This is a genomic window from Tardiphaga sp. 619_E2_N8_4 (genome assembly GCF_051810905.1).
GTDB classification, from domain to species: domain Bacteria; phylum Pseudomonadota; class Alphaproteobacteria; order Rhizobiales; family Xanthobacteraceae; genus Tardiphaga; species Tardiphaga robiniae.
Genome location: NZ_JBPWQJ010000001.1, coordinates 6,093,833 through 6,109,560, shown reverse-complemented (window position 1 = coordinate 6,109,560; position 15,728 = coordinate 6,093,833). Strand labels below are relative to the sequence as shown.

The 15,728-nt window shown below is 63.0% G+C and carries 16 protein-coding genes; 8 read left to right on the top strand and 8 right to left on the bottom strand.

All coding sequences use genetic code 11. The features are described 5' to 3' along the window. Nucleotides 1-42: 42 nt before the first annotated feature. From AB8A23_RS29045 to AB8A23_RS29025, 5 genes are all read right to left on the bottom strand, one after another. Nucleotides 43-552 carry a hypothetical protein gene (locus AB8A23_RS29045; RefSeq protein ID WP_439057379.1) on the bottom strand — a complete coding sequence of 170 codons (510 nt, stop codon included), beginning with the start codon at nucleotides 550-552 and terminating at the stop codon, nucleotides 43-45. 11 nt (nucleotides 553-563) lie between these two features. After that, entirely contained in the window at nucleotides 564-2,627 is a 2,064-nt protein-coding gene (locus AB8A23_RS29040) for an elongation factor G (protein WP_439057378.1), read from the bottom strand. A 184-nt stretch (nucleotides 2,628-2,811) separates the two neighbouring features. Continuing rightward, entirely contained in the window at nucleotides 2,812-3,288 is a 477-nt protein-coding gene (locus AB8A23_RS29035) for a DUF992 domain-containing protein (protein WP_068731211.1), read from the bottom strand. Between the two features lie 188 nt (nucleotides 3,289-3,476). Continuing rightward, a complete protein-coding gene (locus tag AB8A23_RS29030; RefSeq protein WP_068731210.1) occupies nucleotides 3,477-4,007 on the bottom strand; it encodes a DUF992 domain-containing protein in 531 nt (176 codons plus the stop codon). A gap of 119 nt (nucleotides 4,008-4,126) precedes the next feature. Further along, on the bottom strand, nucleotides 4,127-5,329 hold the full coding sequence (locus tag AB8A23_RS29025) for a pyridoxal phosphate-dependent aminotransferase (protein WP_068731379.1): 1,203 nt from the start codon (nucleotides 5,327-5,329) through the stop codon (nucleotides 4,127-4,129). 217 nt (nucleotides 5,330-5,546) lie between these two features. On the opposite strand from AB8A23_RS29025, the gene AB8A23_RS29020 reads away from it, so the two are divergent. From AB8A23_RS29020 to AB8A23_RS29005, 4 genes are all read left to right on the top strand, one after another. Beyond that, nucleotides 5,547-6,773 carry a glycosyltransferase family 87 protein gene (locus AB8A23_RS29020; protein WP_439057377.1) on the top strand — a complete coding sequence of 409 codons (1,227 nt, stop codon included), beginning with the start codon at nucleotides 5,547-5,549 and terminating at the stop codon, nucleotides 6,771-6,773. A 181-nt stretch (nucleotides 6,774-6,954) separates the two neighbouring features. After that, complete coding sequence (locus AB8A23_RS29015) at nucleotides 6,955-7,608, top strand: glutathione S-transferase family protein (RefSeq protein WP_089261726.1); 654 nt, start codon at nucleotides 6,955-6,957, stop codon at nucleotides 7,606-7,608. Between the two features lie 140 nt (nucleotides 7,609-7,748). Beyond that, nucleotides 7,749-7,922 (top strand): hypothetical protein, encoded by a 174-nt coding sequence (locus AB8A23_RS29010; RefSeq protein ID WP_175367576.1) that lies wholly within the window; start codon nucleotides 7,749-7,751, stop codon nucleotides 7,920-7,922. Nucleotides 7,923-8,004: 82 nt separating this feature from the next. Next, complete coding sequence (locus AB8A23_RS29005; protein ID WP_439057376.1) at nucleotides 8,005-9,168, top strand: PQQ-dependent sugar dehydrogenase; 1,164 nt, start codon at nucleotides 8,005-8,007, stop codon at nucleotides 9,166-9,168. A 7-nt stretch (nucleotides 9,169-9,175) separates the two neighbouring features. Here AB8A23_RS29005 and AB8A23_RS29000 read toward each other — a convergent pair whose 3' ends face one another. After that, a complete protein-coding gene (locus tag AB8A23_RS29000; protein ID WP_068731204.1) occupies nucleotides 9,176-9,532 on the bottom strand; it encodes a DMT family protein in 357 nt (118 codons plus the stop codon). A 261-nt stretch (nucleotides 9,533-9,793) separates the two neighbouring features. Here AB8A23_RS29000 and AB8A23_RS28995 point away from each other — a divergent pair, with 261 nt between their 5' ends. From AB8A23_RS28995 to AB8A23_RS28985, 3 genes are all read left to right on the top strand, one after another. Continuing rightward, nucleotides 9,794-10,336 carry a PAS-domain containing protein gene (locus AB8A23_RS28995; protein ID WP_439066036.1) on the top strand — a complete coding sequence of 181 codons (543 nt, stop codon included), beginning with the start codon at nucleotides 9,794-9,796 and terminating at the stop codon, nucleotides 10,334-10,336. Nucleotides 10,337-10,559: 223 nt separating this feature from the next. Continuing rightward, nucleotides 10,560-11,414, top strand: coding sequence for a lysophospholipid acyltransferase family protein (locus AB8A23_RS28990; RefSeq protein WP_439057374.1), 855 nt, complete (start codon nucleotides 10,560-10,562; stop codon nucleotides 11,412-11,414). 96 nt (nucleotides 11,415-11,510) lie between these two features. Continuing rightward, the gene (locus AB8A23_RS28985; RefSeq protein WP_439057373.1) at nucleotides 11,511-12,452 is read left to right on the top strand and encodes an aldo/keto reductase; all 942 of its coding nucleotides are present in this window, start codon (nucleotides 11,511-11,513) and stop codon (nucleotides 12,450-12,452) included. Nucleotides 12,453-12,670: 218 nt separating this feature from the next. Here the strand turns inward: AB8A23_RS28985 and AB8A23_RS28980 are convergent, their stop codons facing one another. Together AB8A23_RS28980 and AB8A23_RS28975 are read right to left on the bottom strand one after the other, a co-directional pair. Beyond that, nucleotides 12,671-13,897, bottom strand: coding sequence for a DUF1501 domain-containing protein (locus AB8A23_RS28980; protein WP_439057372.1), 1,227 nt, complete (start codon nucleotides 13,895-13,897; stop codon nucleotides 12,671-12,673). Further along, nucleotides 13,894-15,387 carry a DUF1800 domain-containing protein gene (locus tag AB8A23_RS28975; protein ID WP_439057371.1) on the bottom strand — a complete coding sequence of 498 codons (1,494 nt, stop codon included), beginning with the start codon at nucleotides 15,385-15,387 and terminating at the stop codon, nucleotides 13,894-13,896. Before AB8A23_RS28975 ends, AB8A23_RS28980 begins: the two co-directional genes overlap by 4 nt. A 122-nt stretch (nucleotides 15,388-15,509) precedes the next feature. Here AB8A23_RS28975 and AB8A23_RS28970 point away from each other — a divergent pair, with 122 nt between their 5' ends. Then, on the top strand, nucleotides 15,510-15,713 hold the full coding sequence (locus AB8A23_RS28970) for a hypothetical protein (protein ID WP_309947285.1): 204 nt from the start codon (nucleotides 15,510-15,512) through the stop codon (nucleotides 15,711-15,713). Nucleotides 15,714-15,728 lie beyond the last annotated feature (15 nt).

Below are 15,728 nucleotides of genomic sequence, written 5' to 3'. Positions count from 1 at the left end.
TCTTATATCATATGTGAGATATCTTCAATGATGTATAAAACATCACTTGATTGCCGAAGCCGCCATGGTCGCCACGAACTGGGCGACAGCGGCGCGCGATGTCAGGCGTCGTTTGACGCCGCCGAAGTCGTCGAACAGCGCCAAGTGGCCAGCGAACGAACTCGACGTTTTGCGCTGCCAGTAGGCCTCGGCCCAAGCCAGAAAATCTGCATGTTCCTTGGCCGTCGCGCCACGCCAAGGGCTCCGGAGAGCGAGGCTATCACGACAAACCTCCGGGCTCATGTCGAGCCAGATCAATGCTGTGGCGCGCGGCAATGCCGCTTCGACCAGCCAGCCGTAAACGCCTTCGATGATCCAGTTCGACTTCACGGCAAGGGCGGCCACCAGTTCTTTGGCCTGCCCCTCGTCTCGCTTCACACCGACCCTGTCCAGCCAGTGGATACAGTCGAGATCCGTGCGTTCGCCACCGACGCGGCTTTCAAGCTGCCGCGCCAGCGTGCTCTTGCCCGAGCCGCTATTGCCAATGATTACAACCCGCGGTCCAAGCGTCATGGGCCACTGTACTAAGCCGCCACCCGATGCGCCGCAACGATCTGGTCGGCGGCGCGGCCCGAGACTTCGGCCATGTGGTCGAAGCTGCGGGTGAAGCTGCCGGCACCCGCAGTGGCCGAACGCAACTCGACGATCAGGTCGCCGATCTCCGCTTCCGGCAACATCGCGCGCACCGTGTCCCAGCCCGGCCAGTTGTCACGGGTATCGAAGCCGAGGATCTGGCCGCGCCGTCCTGACAGGATGGCGTTGACCTTGGCCGTGGCCTCGGTGGGACAGACGATCTCCACCGTATGCATCGGCTCCAGCAGCACCGGTTGGCATTGCGGCAGCGCCTCGGTGAAACCGATCCGGGCAGCCGTCCGGAACGCCTGATCGGAAGAATCCACGCTGTGATAGGACCCGTCGGTGAGCGTCACCTGCACGTCGATGACAGGAAAACCAAGCGGGCCACGCTGCAACCCGTCGACGACGCCTTCCTGCACCGCGGGAATGTAGTTGCGCGGCACCGCGCCGCCGACCACCTTTTCCTGGAATGCAAAGCCTTCGCCGCGCGGCAACGGGCCGATCTCCAGCACAACGTCGCCAAACTGGCCGTGACCGCCGGACTGCTTCTTGTGCCGGCCGCGCTGGGTGATCGGTTTACGGATGGTCTCCTGATAGCCGATCACCGGCGCATGCGATTTGACGTTGATGCCGAAGCGTTCGTGCAGGCGCTCCATCGCCACGCGCAGATGCATCTCGCCCTGCCCCCACAACACCACGTCATGGGTCTGCGCGTTATTGACCACCGCAAGCGACGGATCCTCCTCGGTCAGTCGCAACAGCGCCTGGCCGAGCTTGACGTCGTCCTTCCGATCGGCGGACGCAAGCGCCATGGCCAGCACGGGCGACGCGGCCACGACATTCACCAGAGACGCCGGCACGATCTTGCCGGTCGAGATCGTGTCGCCGGTCCTGACATGATCGAGCTTGCCGAGCGCGACGGTCTCGCCCGCTTCGGCCGATGCGCGCTTGCTGTCATGTCCTCCGCTCGCCGCAAGAATGCCGGAGACACGCCCGCTTTCGCCCGACGAGGACAGCAATGTTGCGCCATCATCGAGATGACCACTCAGCACGCGCGCGTAAGACAGCTTGCCGCCGTGCTGTAGATGGCTGCTCTTGAACACGTAACCGATCGCATCCTTGCTGTCGGGCACGCCGAGGCGCTTAGCCGTCTCGGCCACGCCGGGTGCCTCGTGGCGTAGCGCCTTCATCAGCCGCAGCACGCCATTCTCGCGCATCGCCGAGCCCAGCAGCACCGGACAGATCAGACCTTCGCGCAATTCGCGCGCGAGATCGTCGAACACGGCGTCGGCCGGCGGCGCGATGTCGTCAAGCAACTGCTCCATCAGCGCGTCGTCATGATCCGCAAGCTTCTCCAGCATGGAGAAACGCGCTTCCTTCTCGCGGTCGAGATCGCCGCCTTCGAGCTTGATGACTTCGGACGCCTTGTGCTCGCGATAGACGAAAGCGCGCTCCAGCGCGAGATCAACGAAACCGGCGACCAGGTCGCCGTTCCAGATCGGGATCTGCCGTAGCACCAGCGGCACGCGCGAGGCCGGCTGCAATGTCGCCAGCGTCTCGCGCACGCGCTTGTGGGCGCGGTCGATCTTGTTGAGAAACAGAAATCTGGGAATGCCGAGGTCTTCGAGTTCGCGCAGGATCAATTGCAGCTGCGGCAATTTTCGCGCATCCGCCTCGCAAACCACGATGGCTGCATCGACGGCGGGTAATGCCGCGCGCATGTCATGTGCGAATTCCACCGAGCCCGGACAGTCGATGAATGTGTAGCTGTCGCCCATGAAGGTGGTGGTCGCAGCCGTCAGGCCGACGCCCATCTTGTGGGCTCTGGCTTCCGCATTGGCATCGCCGATGCTTGTCCCATTGTCGACGCTACCGGCCCGCGGGATCGCCCCGGTGCGGGCCATGATCGCTTCAAGCAGTGTGGTTTTTCCGCTCTGGAAAGGGCCCACCAGCGCAATGCACTTTGCGGCATTGCCTTGTGGACCGCGGGGACTTCTCAGGTCTTGTCCCATTGCCGCCTCCTCATGTGGAGCTCGGCCCATGATTGGGTCGGCGGTCAATGCTCCGCCCGGTCCGGATATTTGGCAAGATGGAAAAGTTGCTGCGCTGCGATGAACGTGATCGGATTGCGCCATAAAAAATCCGGCTCCGCCATGGGCGAAGCCGGATGAATTTGTGCGAGCGATCGCCGCGGGATCAGCGACCGGGGCGCAACTCCAGGCTCTGCAGACCGGCGGCGACATTCAGTCCCACCGACCCCTGCAGACTGAGCGGCTGCAGGGAGAAGGCGTTTTGCGAACCGCCAACCAGGACATTCGCGCCGACGCCGACACCAACCGACGCGCTGCCCTGCGCGCCCGCATAGTTGCCGGACAGATCGCCGGGACCGCTATAGTTCACCGGCACGAACACGGCCCAGGATAGCGCGGTCTGTTCGGTAATACCAAGATCGATGCCCACCTTGCGGATCGTGGCGACATAAGGCTGATCCGGACGACCGGTACCGGTGAGCACGCAGCCGAGATTGGTCACCGAGCCCACGACGAATCCGACGCTGGCTCCGCCCCGGCAATTCAAGACACCGACCTGCACGCCTTGCTGCGACTGCGCTTGCGATGCAGTGAAAAAGGCGGCGGCAGCGATACCGAGAACGAGCGATGAGAGGCGGACCATCAGGAATCTCCGGGTGATGAACGGAAGTAAGGATGTGGATCGACTATCCATAGCTAATGATACCGCCCAATGACAGCGGCGCACGCGCAGCGCACGCAACAAAAAAGGCCCGCTCGCGCGGGCCTTTTCGTTAACCTTGCCGGATCGCTTACGCGATCACAGCGATCGCTGGCGATCGTAGCGATCGCTTAGCGATGGCTGCGATGACGGCGCTTCTTGTTGTAGCGATGACCGCTGACCGGACCGGTCGCTTCCAGTTCGAGCTGAACGATGCCGCTGGCGACGTTCAGACCGGTCTGGCCCTGCACCGAGATCGGCTGCAGCGAATAGGTGTTGCCCGGACCGCCAACGAGGAAGTTGCCGCCGAAACCGAGGCCAACCGATGCGTTGGTACCGACGCCGCCGTAGCTGCCGGCCAGCGCGCCGCGCGGCACGCGGGTGGTCGGAGCGAATGCAGCCCACTGCACCGTGGTGTTTTCGGTGAAGCCGAGATCAAGGCCGAAACGGCGGATGTTGGCGACGTAACCTTCGGCGCGGCCACCGGCGCTCTGGAAGACGCAGTTGAGGTGCGCATTCGAACCGACCACGTAGCCGACGTTCTGGCCGCCACGGCACTCCAGCACGCCAACCTGAACGCTGCCAGGCTGCTGTGCATTTGCGGTCGCAACCGACGCCGCAAAGGCCACGGCCGTCAGGCCGAACATCTTGGAAAGTCGCATAGTGTTACTCCACCTTGGGGATTTTGATAGCGAGGGGACAAGAAGGAAGCGCCGTGTCGAAAAGAAGGCGCTTCCCGGAATAAGCCCCGAAACCGTCAAAAGTTTCGGAGCGGGTTTTGTTACCGAAGATTTCCGCAGAAGCGCTGGATGCGCTTGCAGGCATCTTCGAGATCGGACGTTTTCGTCGCGTAGGAGATGCGGAATGCCGGGCCAAGGCCGAAGGCCGAACCCTGCACCACAGCTACGCCTTCGGTTTCCAACAGTTCTGTGACGAAGTCTTCGTCATTGGCGATAACCTTGCCCGAAGGCGCAGTCTTGCCGATCGTGCCGGCGCAGGACGGATAGACATAGAATGCGCCTTCCGGACGCGGGCAGTTGATGCCCGAGGCCTGATTCAGCATTGCCACCACGAGATCGCGGCGCTCCTTGAACACGGCATTGTTCTTCGGGATGAAATCCTGCGGACCGTTCAAGGCTTCCACCGCCGCCCACTGCGCGATCGACGACGGGTTCGAGGTCGATTGCGACTGGATCGTCGCCATTGCCTTGATGAGCTCGGCGGGACCACCGGCGTAACCGATGCGCCAGCCGGTCATGCAGTAAGCCTTGGAGACGCCGTTCACGGTCAGCGTGCGATTGAACAAAGACGGTTCGATCTGTGCCGGCGTGGTGAATTCGAAGTCGTCATAGACGAGGTGCTCATACATATCGTCGGTCATCACCCAAACGTGAGGATGCTTCACGAGGACATCGGTGAGCGCCTTGAGCTCCGACTTCTTGTAGGCGGCGCCCGTCGGGTTCGACGGCGAGCACAGGATGATCCACTTGGTCTTCGGCGTGATCGCCGCTTCCAGCGCGGAAGCCTGCAGCTTGAAGCCGAATTCTGCGGTGCAGACCACGGACACGGGCGTGCCGCCGGCCAGCGCCACCATTTCCGGATAGCTCACCCAATACGGCGCCGGGATGATGACTTCGTCACCCGGGTTCAACGTCGCCATCAGCGCGTTGTAGAGCACCTGCTTGCCGCCGGTGCCGACGATGATCTGGTTCGGCTTGTAGGTCAGGCCATTCTCGCGCTGAAACTTGCCGATAATGGCTTCCTTCAGTTCGGGAATACCGTCCACCGCGGTGTACTTGGTCTTGCCGGCCTCGATGGCGTGAATCGCTGCCAGCTTGATGTTCGCCGGGGTGTCGAAATCGGGCTCGCCCGAACCAAGACCGATGACGTTGCGGCCGGCTGCTTTCAGCGCACGTGCTTTATCCGTCACCGCGATCGTCGCGGACGGCTTCACACGGTCGAGCGCAGCGGACAAAAACGACATCATCTTCTCCTGAGAAAGGTCGCGGACCCGCGGTCGGCGACGTCAAAATGGCTGATCCTGCTGGGATCGGCGCACCCTAGTGCGTGCGACGTTGCATCGCAAGAAGCTTGGGCAAAAACACATCTGGAAGTGATGCAATTCAGCAAGCGTTAAACGGGGGGACGGTAGCGTCAACCGCACGTCGCAATCGACGATTTGGGCCAAATGCACCCTTAAAATGATCTGGATCTGGCAGCACATTGAAAGCGGCGCATGGCTGCCCCTCGAACGCGTGCGGGCTTACAGCCTGATCGTGCTCGCTTTGGGCACATTGACCTTCGCCGGCTGGATTGCGGTCTCGGACGGCGTGATCGACCGCAATGGCAAGCCGATCGGGACCGACTTTTCCAACATCTATGCGGCGGGCCGGCTCACCCTCGAAGGCAAACCCGCCGACGCGTATGATCCCGCCCTGCAACACGCCGCGGAACAGCGGGTGTTTGGCCGCGACGTGCCGTTCTACGGCTGGCACTATCCGCCGTTCTTTCTCGGAATTGCCGCGCTGGTGGCCACGGTGCCCTATGGATGGGGGCTCGGTCTGTGGCTCGTCGCCAGCTTCGCCGCCTACCTCGCCGCGATCCGCACGATCCTGCCCCGCCGGGAAACGCTGCTGGTGGCCGCCGCCTTTCCTGCCGTCTTCATCAATGTCGGTCACGGCCATAACGGATTTCTAACCACCGCACTGCTGGGCGGCGCATTGCTTCTGCTCCGTCGCCGGCCGTGGCTGGCCGGCGTGTTGATCGGGCTATTGGCCTACAAGCCGCAATTCGGTGTGCTGATTCCTCTCGCCCTGCTCGCCGATAGACGCTGGATCACGATGGTATCGGCCGCACTCACCGTCGCTGTCCTCATCGTACTGAGCACGGGGTTGTTCGGCGCCGGCATCTGGCAGGCCTTTGCCGACTCCACTGCTTTCACTCGCGATGTCGTACTCGAACAAGGCGGCACCGGGTGGCAGAAAATCCAGTCGATCTTCGCCGCGACACGGATGTGGGGCGCCGGTCTTCCTGTCGCTTATGCCGCACAATTCAGTCTCGCAGCCGGCATTGCCATCAGTTTGATGTGGCTATGGCGCAGCAACGCAGCATTCGAACTCAAGGCGACAGCGCTCGCGATCGGCAGCCTGCTGGCGACGCCCTATGTGCTCGACTACGATCTCATGGTGCTCGCCATCGCCATCGCCTTCTTCGCGCGGCATGGACTCGATCATGGCTTTCGCGCGGGCGAGATCAGCCTGCTCGCATTGACCTGGATCATGCCGCTGCTGACGCGCAGCATCGCTGGCGCCATCGAACTGCCGCTCGGCTTTCTGGTGATGATCGCTTTTTATATCATCGTGCTGCGGCGCGCACTCGCTGATAACAGCACATCGCGGCACCTTCACACACAGATCGCGGCAGCGTGATCTTCCATTGCCGAATGCTGCCTGACATACATTTTTCTCAATCCAGACTGCCGCAGCCGTTTTCGACTTTTTCCATTCCGTGGGCCTTGCGACAGGCTCGCATCAGCATCATTGTCTAACCGCGATCTGCGCTGGCCAATCGCGCAGTTGCCTTGACCTGAAATGAATTGAACATCTGCGAATGTACAAACTCTATTCGATGCAGCGCTCTGGCAATAGCTACAAGGTTCGCCTTGCGCTGGCGTTCCTGGACGCGCCTTATCGCGCCATCGAAGTAGACATTCTGCGCGGCGAGAGCCGTACCCCGGAATTTCTGGCCAAGAACCCCAGCGGTCAGGTGCCGCTGCTCGAGATCGCCGAAGGCCGCTATCTCGCCGAATCCAACGCCATCCTGTGGTATGTCGCCATCGGTACATCTCTGGCGCCGGAATCGCGGATGGACCGTGCCGAAGCCATGCAGTGGATGTTCTTCGAGCAGCACGCGCTGGAGCCGAATCTCGGTGCCGCCTATTTCTGGCTGTGCCTGGTGCGCGGTGGCCGCGACCTGCAGACCCACGCGCTGGAAGACTGGATGGAGCGGGGCTATGCCGCGCTGCAGGTGATGGAGAATCACCTCAAGATCCATGACTTCTTCGCCGCGGGCCAGCTGACTATCGCCGACATCGCGCTATACGGTTACACCCACGTCGCCGAGAAGTGCGATTTCGACCTGTCCAGCTTTCCGTCGATCCGCCGCTGGCTGCGTCTGGTGGAAACCCAGCCGGGCTTTATCTCCATGGACTGGCACCCGACGTCGTCGGAATACGATACTTTGGACGTGGTTGCCGACGCTTAAGTCCTGAAATAGCGGGCATAAGCGCTGTGAATGCCATTTTCCCGCCATAGTTACGGCCAATCCCGCCCAAATCTCGCCTGCCGCAGCTGCGAATTTGTAGCACGCGGGTGATTCGCCCGCGATTTGAAGGATTTACGGCCATGATACGGTCGCTTCGCGTGGGTGCAGGATTTCAGGCGCGCCCCACGTCCATCGCATCCACCCGGTTGACCCACGCCGTCGCGGCGTCGCTCGCGGTTGGCTGTCTGTCGCTCTGCGTCATCCTCGCCCTCACCGTGATGTCGATCCCGGTGGCGAGTGCGATGCCGCTCTGACGGTCCCCACAACTCATAAACACTCAGCCGCGATGCCGCGCATCGCTTATGCAACCTGCGACTCCGTGATGGAGCCATACCGATGAAAAGGCCCGTGATCTGGGTCACTGTCACGTTGACGGCGGCTATCGTCGTGACCGCGACCCTTCTGATCGCCACGACCACCCGCGGCGAAAACACCTCGTTCGGCTCGTCGGCCGGCAGGCTCGAAGTACAGACTGTCGCCTCCGGTCTCGCTTATCCATGGGCATTGGCCTTCCTGCCCGAGGGCCGCATGCTGGTTACAGAACGGCCCGGTCGCATCCGTATCGTCTCGCCGCAGGGACAGTTGTCGCCTGCGGTCAAAGGCGTGCCCGAGGTGATGGCCGTCGGCCAGGGCGGTTTGCTCGACGTCATCACCGACAAGAACTACGCGCAGAACAACACAATCTACTTCTGCTACTCGGAGCGTTCGGGCAGCGGCGGTCGCACCGCCGTGGCGCGCGGCAAGCTCATCGACGGCACTGCGCCGCGTCTCGACGACATGAAGGTGATCTTTCGCCAGGACGGCCCGCTGTCGTCGGGCAATCACCACGGCTGCCGTATTGTTCAGGCGCCTGACAGCAACCTGTTTGTTACGCTCGGCGAACACTATAGCGGCCGCGATCAGGCACAGAATCTCGATAATCATCTCGGCAAGCTGATCCGCATCGCGCCGGATGGATCTGTGCCGAAAGACAATCCGTTTGTCGGCCGCGACGGTGCCAGGCCGGAGATCTGGAGCTACGGTCATCGCAACCAGCAAGGCCTCGCCATCAATCCGGCGACCGGTGAGTTGTGGGAGACCGAGCACGGGCCGCGCGGCGGCGATGAAGTGAACATCATCGGCAAGGGCAAGAATTACGGCTGGCCGGTGATCGGCTATGGCGTCGATTATTCCGGCGCCAAACTGCACGACACGACGTCGAAGGCAGGCATGGAGCAGCCGGTGAAATACTGGGTGCCGTCGATCGCCCCGTCCGGCATGACGTTCTACACCGGCGATCTCTTCCCGCGCTGGCGCGGCAGCCTGTTCACCGGCGCGCTCGCCGGCCAGATGCTGGTGCGGCTGCAGCTCAACGGCAATACCGTGAGCTCTGAAGAACGCATCCTGCAGAATCTCAACGAACGCATCCGCGACGTCCGGCAAGGACCGGACGGCGCACTGTGGCTGCTGACGGATAGTTCGGCAGGACGAATCTTGCGGATTACGCCGGCCGGGAAGTAAGCGGTCGCTACGACCACTTGTGGAAAATGAAGAACGCCCCGAGCGCGATGAAGGCAAAGCCCAGCGCGTGATTCCAGCCGAGCGGCTCCTTCAGATACAGCACCGAAAATGCAGCAAACACGACCAGCGTGATGACTTCCTGCATCGTCTTCAACTGGGCGGCATTGTAAACTTCGCTGCCCCAGCGATTGGCGGGCACCGCCAGCCAGTATTCGAAGAAGGCAATGCCCCAGCTCACCATGATGACGAGGGGCAACGAGTGATCCTTGAATTTGAGATGGCCATACCAAGCGAAGGTCATGAAGATATTCGAGGCCAGCAGCATCAAAATCGGCAGCAGCAGCGGCGGAATGGTGAAGGGCATTCGATCGGGGTCCTTTTTAAATCCCGGCGCTAACATTCAGGGGCCGGCGCCGGTTCCGGTGGCATCGATAGCATTTGAAGCGAACAAGGGGAAAATGATGCCGGGCTCTTCACACGCCGTTAGCTATACCGCCGGGAAATTGTGGGCCTTTTTGCAACCAGAGGCCAACCTGCGTTTCTTACCTTTGTACGGACACAGGTACAGCCGATGCAGTACGATTGGCGACTGATTCTCGATCCGGGAATTGAAACGGCGATCATTGTGATCGCAGCCGTCGGGATTACTTTGGCAATCCGCCTCTTCCGGCTGCGACGCGCGGCCCGGGCCCGCGAGAACGAGCAGCACGCCACTGCCCAGCGCCTTTCGGCTGCACTTGACCAGATCGATATCGGTGTCGTGCTTCTCAATGCCGACACCCGCGCCGAATTCATCAACCGCGCCTTCCGCGACTACTTCACGCTCCCCGACGAGAAGGCTGACAGCAAGCCGCCGCTGATCGCGCTGATGTATCACGCGCGCGATATCCACGCTTACGCCCTCCCCGACGACGAGGTCGACAGCTTCATCGCCAGACGAGTCGAGATGATCCGCGCCGGCACTTCCACGCCGACGACGTTGCGCCTCGCCAATGGCCGGGTGCTGCGGCTGAGTTGCGCCGTGCTGCCCGATGGCGGGCGGATGCTGAGCTACACTCCGGTGACCGACCTCATTCGTCACACCGACGAGCTCTCCGAGCGCGACTATTATCTGGCGCTACGCGAGGGCGACGTGTTCAGCTCCCACCGGCTGGATGCGGCCGAATAGGGCACAACGCCGCCTGTGGATATCCCGGGTTGTCATGGCGATGTCACTCGCCCCGGCTAGGCTCCTCATGCAGCCGGTTGCTTCCCCCCGTCGCCAATCGGGTGCTTCCCCAGCGGTCTCCGTCAGTTGCCGCGCTGACCGGGACCGCTTCTTTTTGCCTTGGTTTCTCTTAGTTCATGCAACTGACTTTGCCTGCGGAAGACGGCCCCGGTATAACAAACCCATGATCCGTTTCGCCGCCGTCCTGATCTCCTTGACCACGCTGACGCTGCTGCTGGCGCCGTTTCAGCTGATCGCACTGGCCTTCGGCCTGCGCTGGCAGCGGAGTATTCCGCATCTGTTTCACCGCATCCTTTGCGCGCTGATCGGGGTGCGCATTCACGAAGTCGGCAAGCGGACGACGGACACGCCGGTCCTGATCCTCTCCAATCACGTCTCATGGCTCGACATCATCATCATCGGCGCCAGGGCGCCCGTGGTGTTCGTCGCCAAGAGCGAAGTTGCCAAATGGCCGGTGTTCGGCTGGCTCGCCAAACTGCAGCGCACGATTTTTGTCGAGCGCGAACGCCGGCAGAAGACCGGCGCGACGGCGCAGGAAATTGGCGACCGCATGCTGTCCGGCGACGCGGTGGTCCTGTTCGCGGAGGGCACCTCCAGCGACGGCATGCGCGTGCTGCCGTTTCGCTCGGCACTGGTCGGCTCGGTGCATCACGCGCTCGGCGATTCCACGCATCACAAAGAGATCACGGTGCAGCCGATGTCGATCGCCTATGTCGGCTTCGGTGGATTGCCGGTCGGCCGCGCCTTTCGCGAAAACGTGGCGTGGTATGGCGACATCGATCTGATCCCGCATTTCATCGGCATCCTGTCGTCGGGCGCCATCGACGTCGTCGTAAGCTGGGGCGAAGCCGTCGCCTATGACATGTCCGCTGATCGCAAGACGATCACGCGTAACGCGGAAAACGCTGTGCGGCGCATGACGTCCACAGCCTTGCGCGCCGGGCCGCCGCGGAAGACCCCGACCGCCCTGCCCGAGCCCGAAGCTCAACCGCCCGAGTCCGCTTCCGCCATCGCCTGAGCACCCGCGCGACTGCCATGATGCAGCGCGTCTTGCTGCGCGATGAGGCGCGCGCCATAACCTTGGTCCGCGCTTCCCTCACAAGGCACACTCATCATGGAAATCCGCAATCTCGGCCGCTCCGGCCTTCGCGTCTCCGCCGTCGGTCTCGGCTGCAACAATTTCGGCCAGCGCACCGATCTGGAGACCGCGCGCAAGGTCATCCACAAGGCGATCGATCTCGGCATCACGCTGTTCGACACCGCCGACATCTATGCCGGCATGGGCGGCTCCGAGACGGTGCTGGGTGAAGTGCTGGGCGATCGCCGCAAGGACATCGTACTCGCGACGAAATACTGCAAGCCGATGAGCAATGACGGCAGCAAGCAGGGCGCCTCGCGCCGCTACATCATGAGCGCCGTCGAGGCCAGCCTGAGGAGGCTGAAGACTGACTATATCGATCTGTATCAACAGCACGATTACGATGCGCTGACGCCCATCGAAGAGACGCTGCGCACGCTCGACGACCTCGTGCGTCAGGGCAAGGTGCGCTATATCGGCAATTCCAACTTCCCGGCCTGGCGCATCGCCGAAGCCGAGATGGCCGCGCGCCAGATGGGCGTCGCGCCCTTCGTGTCGTGCCAGGACGAATACAGTCTCGTCGTCCGCGACATCGAGAAGGACCTGCTGCCGGCCGCGCAGCATTTCAATCTCGGCCTGCTGCCGTTCTTCCCGCTCGCCGGCGGCATGCTGACCGGTAAATATGCCGGCCTGAAGAACGTCCCCGCCGATACGCGCTTCGGCAAGACCCCCTATATGCAGGAGCGCTATCTGAACCCGCGCAACATCGTCTTGGTCGATCAACTGCAGGCCTTCGTCAGCGCGCGCGGCCATTCGATGCTTGAGCTCGCCTTCTCGTGGCTCGCCGCCCGCCCGCAAGTCTCCAGCGTCATCGCCGGCGCATCATCGCCCGAGCAGATCGAGCAAAATGTGAAGGCGGCGCAGTGGAAGCTGACGGCGGAGGAGATGAAGGAAATCGACGGGATTACGCTGGGGTAGGAAGCGCACAGACTCTTCCCCTCTCCCCCAGCGCGGCAACGCCGCGCGCCGCGGGAGAGGGTGGATCGACCGCGACAGCGGTCGAGACGGGAGAGGGCCCTGTCGTGCTTGCGGCCAGACCCTTCCCGCCTTCGCTTCGCTCAGGCACCCTCTCCCACTGCGCGCAGCTTCGCTGCGCTGGGGGAGAGGGGAAAGTAAGAGCTCCCTCTAGCCGTCGGTTAAGCCACCAATCCTTTCGCCGGCTTCACCAGCGCACTGTCAGGAAACACCTGCTCGGCCAGTGCACGCTCGCTGATGCCGAGATGATCGTGCAGCACGCCCTTGAAGATCGCGCGCAGATCCGTGGTTGGCGCGAGATCGCGGGCTTCATAGAGCTTGCCATTCGCAAGGCCGGGCCAGTCCGCAATCACCCGGCCGCCCTTGACCGCACCACCCGCAAGCAACGCGATCGTGCCGGTACCGTGGTCGGTGCCGGCAGTGCCGTTGATCTTGGCGGTGCGGCCGAACTCCGTGGCCACGACCACCACCGTGTCGCGCCAATGCGGCCCAAGCCCGCTCTCGAATTCCGCCAGTGCGCCATCGAGACCGCCGAGCAATTGCGCGAGGCGCCCGACCGGCCCGCCTTCCTGCGCATGGGTGTCCCATCCATCGAAGGCGAGCGCCGCGATGCGCGGGCCATCATCGGCAGCCATCAGCTTCGCCGCGCCGCGTGCGACCTGGCGCATCGCCGCTACGGCATTTCCGCCGCCCTTCGGTTTCATCTCATCGCCAACGGCGATCTTGTCGAGCTTCAGGCCCTGCGACAGGGCCGTCGCCAAAGCGGGATCGCGGTCCTGATAGAGTTGCATCAGCCGCATCGCTGTATCATCGGCCGCATTGGGCAGATTGACCGGCGCCCATCCGACGGTCGGCGCGGCGCCGCGCAGCACCAGCGGCGTGGTCGGTCCGATCGCAAGACCGGACGAGACGCGTTCGCCACGCGGCAACGATTCAATGGCGCGATTGAGCCAGCCCGACTGCACGCGGCCGGGGCCGGCATAGCCGCTCTCCAGCACGTCCTGGCCGTCGAAATGCGAACGTTCGCGATAGGACGTCGCCACCGCATGGACCACGGCGGCTTTCTTGTCGCCATACATCCGCGCAAATTCCGGCATCGCTGGATGCATGCCGAAGAACGAGTCCAGCGCGATGGCTGCGTTCGGGCCATCCTTCGCCAGCGCGATCGAGCCGTGCAGACCGGCATAATCGGGATCGCCGAGCGGCGCGACGGTGGCCAGACCATCGAGCGCGCCGCGCAGGATCACCACGATCAGGCGCGGATCGCGCGCGTCGGCGGCCCTAGCGAATTTCGGCAGATAGGCCCAGGCGGCAAAGGCCGCGCCTGATAACAGAAGCGAGCGGCGTGTGGGGCCGAGCATGCGGCTTTCACAGCAGTCCATCGTCATCTCCTCTGAAATTCCGGTGACATCAGCAGCAGCGTCAGAGCCTGCTGCCGCGTCTCCGCGCGCGCGATCGTCTGTCGTGTTTCGGATGAGGCCGCCTCGCCGGCGACCACGTCGAGCATCTCACGCGGATCGATACTGTCGGGGATGCGCGACGAAACCTGTGCGGCGAGATCGAGCCGCAGCTTCATGCCTTCGGGCACGGCCCAGGCGGCATTGCCGTCCGGAAAGCCGTTCGGCCCCGGCGGTGTCCAGAGCGGCTGGCCAAGCGTCTGCAGTCCCGCAAAGTAACGGCCGGGATCTTCGGGGATGCGCGCCAGCAGGCGGCCGGTGGAGATAAGATATTCATAGGGCGTGCGCAGCTTGGCCATCGGCATCTGCCAGGCTTCATTGGAATCGAGCAGCGCCAGCGCCAGCGCCTTCAGATCGCCGTCGGTCTTTTTGAACACCCCTTCCAGCCGCGCCAGCAGTGCCGGCGGCGGCGCATCAGCCACGAAATGCTGCGCGAATTTCCTGGCGATGAATGTCGCCGCCGATGGATGGCGTGCGAGATCGGCGAGCGCGGCTTCGCCTTGCGCCACGCCGGTGTCGTCATAGGTCTTGCCCAGCAATTGCTGCGGCCCCGGTTCATGCGCATTGGCGTTGAAGGCAAAACTGCCGGGCGTGCCGATCTTTCCTTCGCGGCCGGCAAAGGTCCAGCCGGTGATGATGCGCGCCAGCGACGTCACATCGGCCTGCGTGTAACCACCGCCGACGCCGAGCGTATGCAGCTCCATGATTTCGCGCGCGAGATTTTCATTGAGGCCGCGCTTGCCCCTCTCACCGGCTTTCGAAGCCGGGCCGATCGATTGCTGGTTGTCGAGAAAGAACAGCATCGCCGGATGCTGTTCGACGGCTTTCAGCATGTCGGCAAATTTGCCCAGCACATAGGGGCGGATCGCCTCGCGTTCGAAGGAGCCAGCCCACATCCGCGCCGGGTCGCCCTTGCTGGCCGAGATGCAGAAATGGTTCGACCAGAACACGACGAGGCGTTCGACAAAGCCACCCTCGGTAATGGTCGCGCGCTGGATCCGCGCCAGCGCTTCTGCACGATAGGTCTTCTGCACCACATTCGGCGGCAGCGCGACGGCCGGCGGCGGCTTCGGTGCGTCAGGCTGCACTGTCATGGTGGTGTTGCCGGTCATCGCGGGAGCTTCCGGCTTCCTGTCCATCGCAGCCGGCTGCGCTTCAACCGGCACCAGCTCCGGCGTCTTCAGCGCCGCCTCGCGCGCCGTCTTCACCTCGAGCTGATAGGCAAACATCGCCTGCCCCAGCTCCGTCGTCGATTGCAGACCCGGCAATTCCAGCAGCGCCGCATTGGGGCGCGCCAGTTCGGCCTTCACGAAGCCGCGGGGATCGGAGGCCGCATTGACGATGTCGCCGGAGGCGCCACCCCGCGCGCCGAAGCCGAAGCGATTCAACGCGATCAGCGCACCTTGCGGGTCGCGGGCCATCGGGTTTCCCTCACTCTGCCTTCGTCCTATGATGCATCTGGCCGTCACAGGCGCCACACCCGATATACGGGTGGAACAGATGAACCCGGCATGAAAATCGCGCTGAAATTTGGGCTGCTTTCATGAATTATCGCACAGAAACTGCACAGCCGCTCAGCCGCCGCCTCACCTGTTCGGACTGCGGGACTGAATTCGGCTGCGACCTGTCGGGCAATTGCTGGTGCGCCGAGGAGACCGCGAAACTGCCGATGCCGACCACAGGCGGCGATTGCCTGTGCCGCGATTGCCTGCGCGCCAGGGCAGCGGCGGTGCACGCCACGACCTGACGGACGTGCCTGATC

Bases quoted from the DNA above. Each gene is read 5' to 3' on its own strand.
- AB8A23_RS28990 (WP_439057374.1), top strand. From the start codon at position 10,560: ATGATCCGTTTCGCCGCCGTCCTGATCTCCTTGACCACGCTGACGCTG.
- AB8A23_RS29005 (WP_439057376.1), top strand. From the start codon at position 8,005: ATGAAAAGGCCCGTGATCTGGGTCACTGTCACGTTGACGGCGGCTATC.
- AB8A23_RS28970 (WP_309947285.1), top strand. From the start codon at position 15,510: ATGAATTATCGCACAGAAACTGCACAGCCGCTCAGCCGCCGCCTCACC.
- AB8A23_RS28980 (WP_439057372.1), bottom strand. From the start codon at position 13,897: ATGACGATGGACTGCTGTGAAAGCCGCATGCTCGGCCCCACACGCCGC.
- AB8A23_RS29025 (WP_068731379.1), bottom strand. From the start codon at position 5,329: ATGTCGTTTTTGTCCGCTGCGCTCGACCGTGTGAAGCCGTCCGCGACG.
- AB8A23_RS28985 (WP_439057373.1), top strand. From the start codon at position 11,511: ATGGAAATCCGCAATCTCGGCCGCTCCGGCCTTCGCGTCTCCGCCGTC.
- AB8A23_RS29000 (WP_068731204.1), bottom strand. From the start codon at position 9,532: ATGCCCTTCACCATTCCGCCGCTGCTGCTGCCGATTTTGATGCTGCTG.
- AB8A23_RS28975 (WP_439057371.1), bottom strand. From the start codon at position 15,387: ATGGCCCGCGACCCGCAAGGTGCGCTGATCGCGTTGAATCGCTTCGGC.
- AB8A23_RS29015 (WP_089261726.1), top strand. From the start codon at position 6,955: ATGTACAAACTCTATTCGATGCAGCGCTCTGGCAATAGCTACAAGGTT.
- AB8A23_RS29045 (WP_439057379.1), bottom strand. From the start codon at position 552: ATGACGCTTGGACCGCGGGTTGTAATCATTGGCAATAGCGGCTCGGGC.
- AB8A23_RS29010 (WP_175367576.1), top strand. From the start codon at position 7,749: ATGATACGGTCGCTTCGCGTGGGTGCAGGATTTCAGGCGCGCCCCACG.
- AB8A23_RS29020 (WP_439057377.1), top strand. From the start codon at position 5,547: ATGATCTGGATCTGGCAGCACATTGAAAGCGGCGCATGGCTGCCCCTC.
- AB8A23_RS29040 (WP_439057378.1), bottom strand. From the start codon at position 2,627: ATGGGACAAGACCTGAGAAGTCCCCGCGGTCCACAAGGCAATGCCGCA.
- AB8A23_RS29030 (WP_068731210.1), bottom strand. From the start codon at position 4,007: ATGCGACTTTCCAAGATGTTCGGCCTGACGGCCGTGGCCTTTGCGGCG.
- AB8A23_RS29035 (WP_068731211.1), bottom strand. From the start codon at position 3,288: ATGGTCCGCCTCTCATCGCTCGTTCTCGGTATCGCTGCCGCCGCCTTT.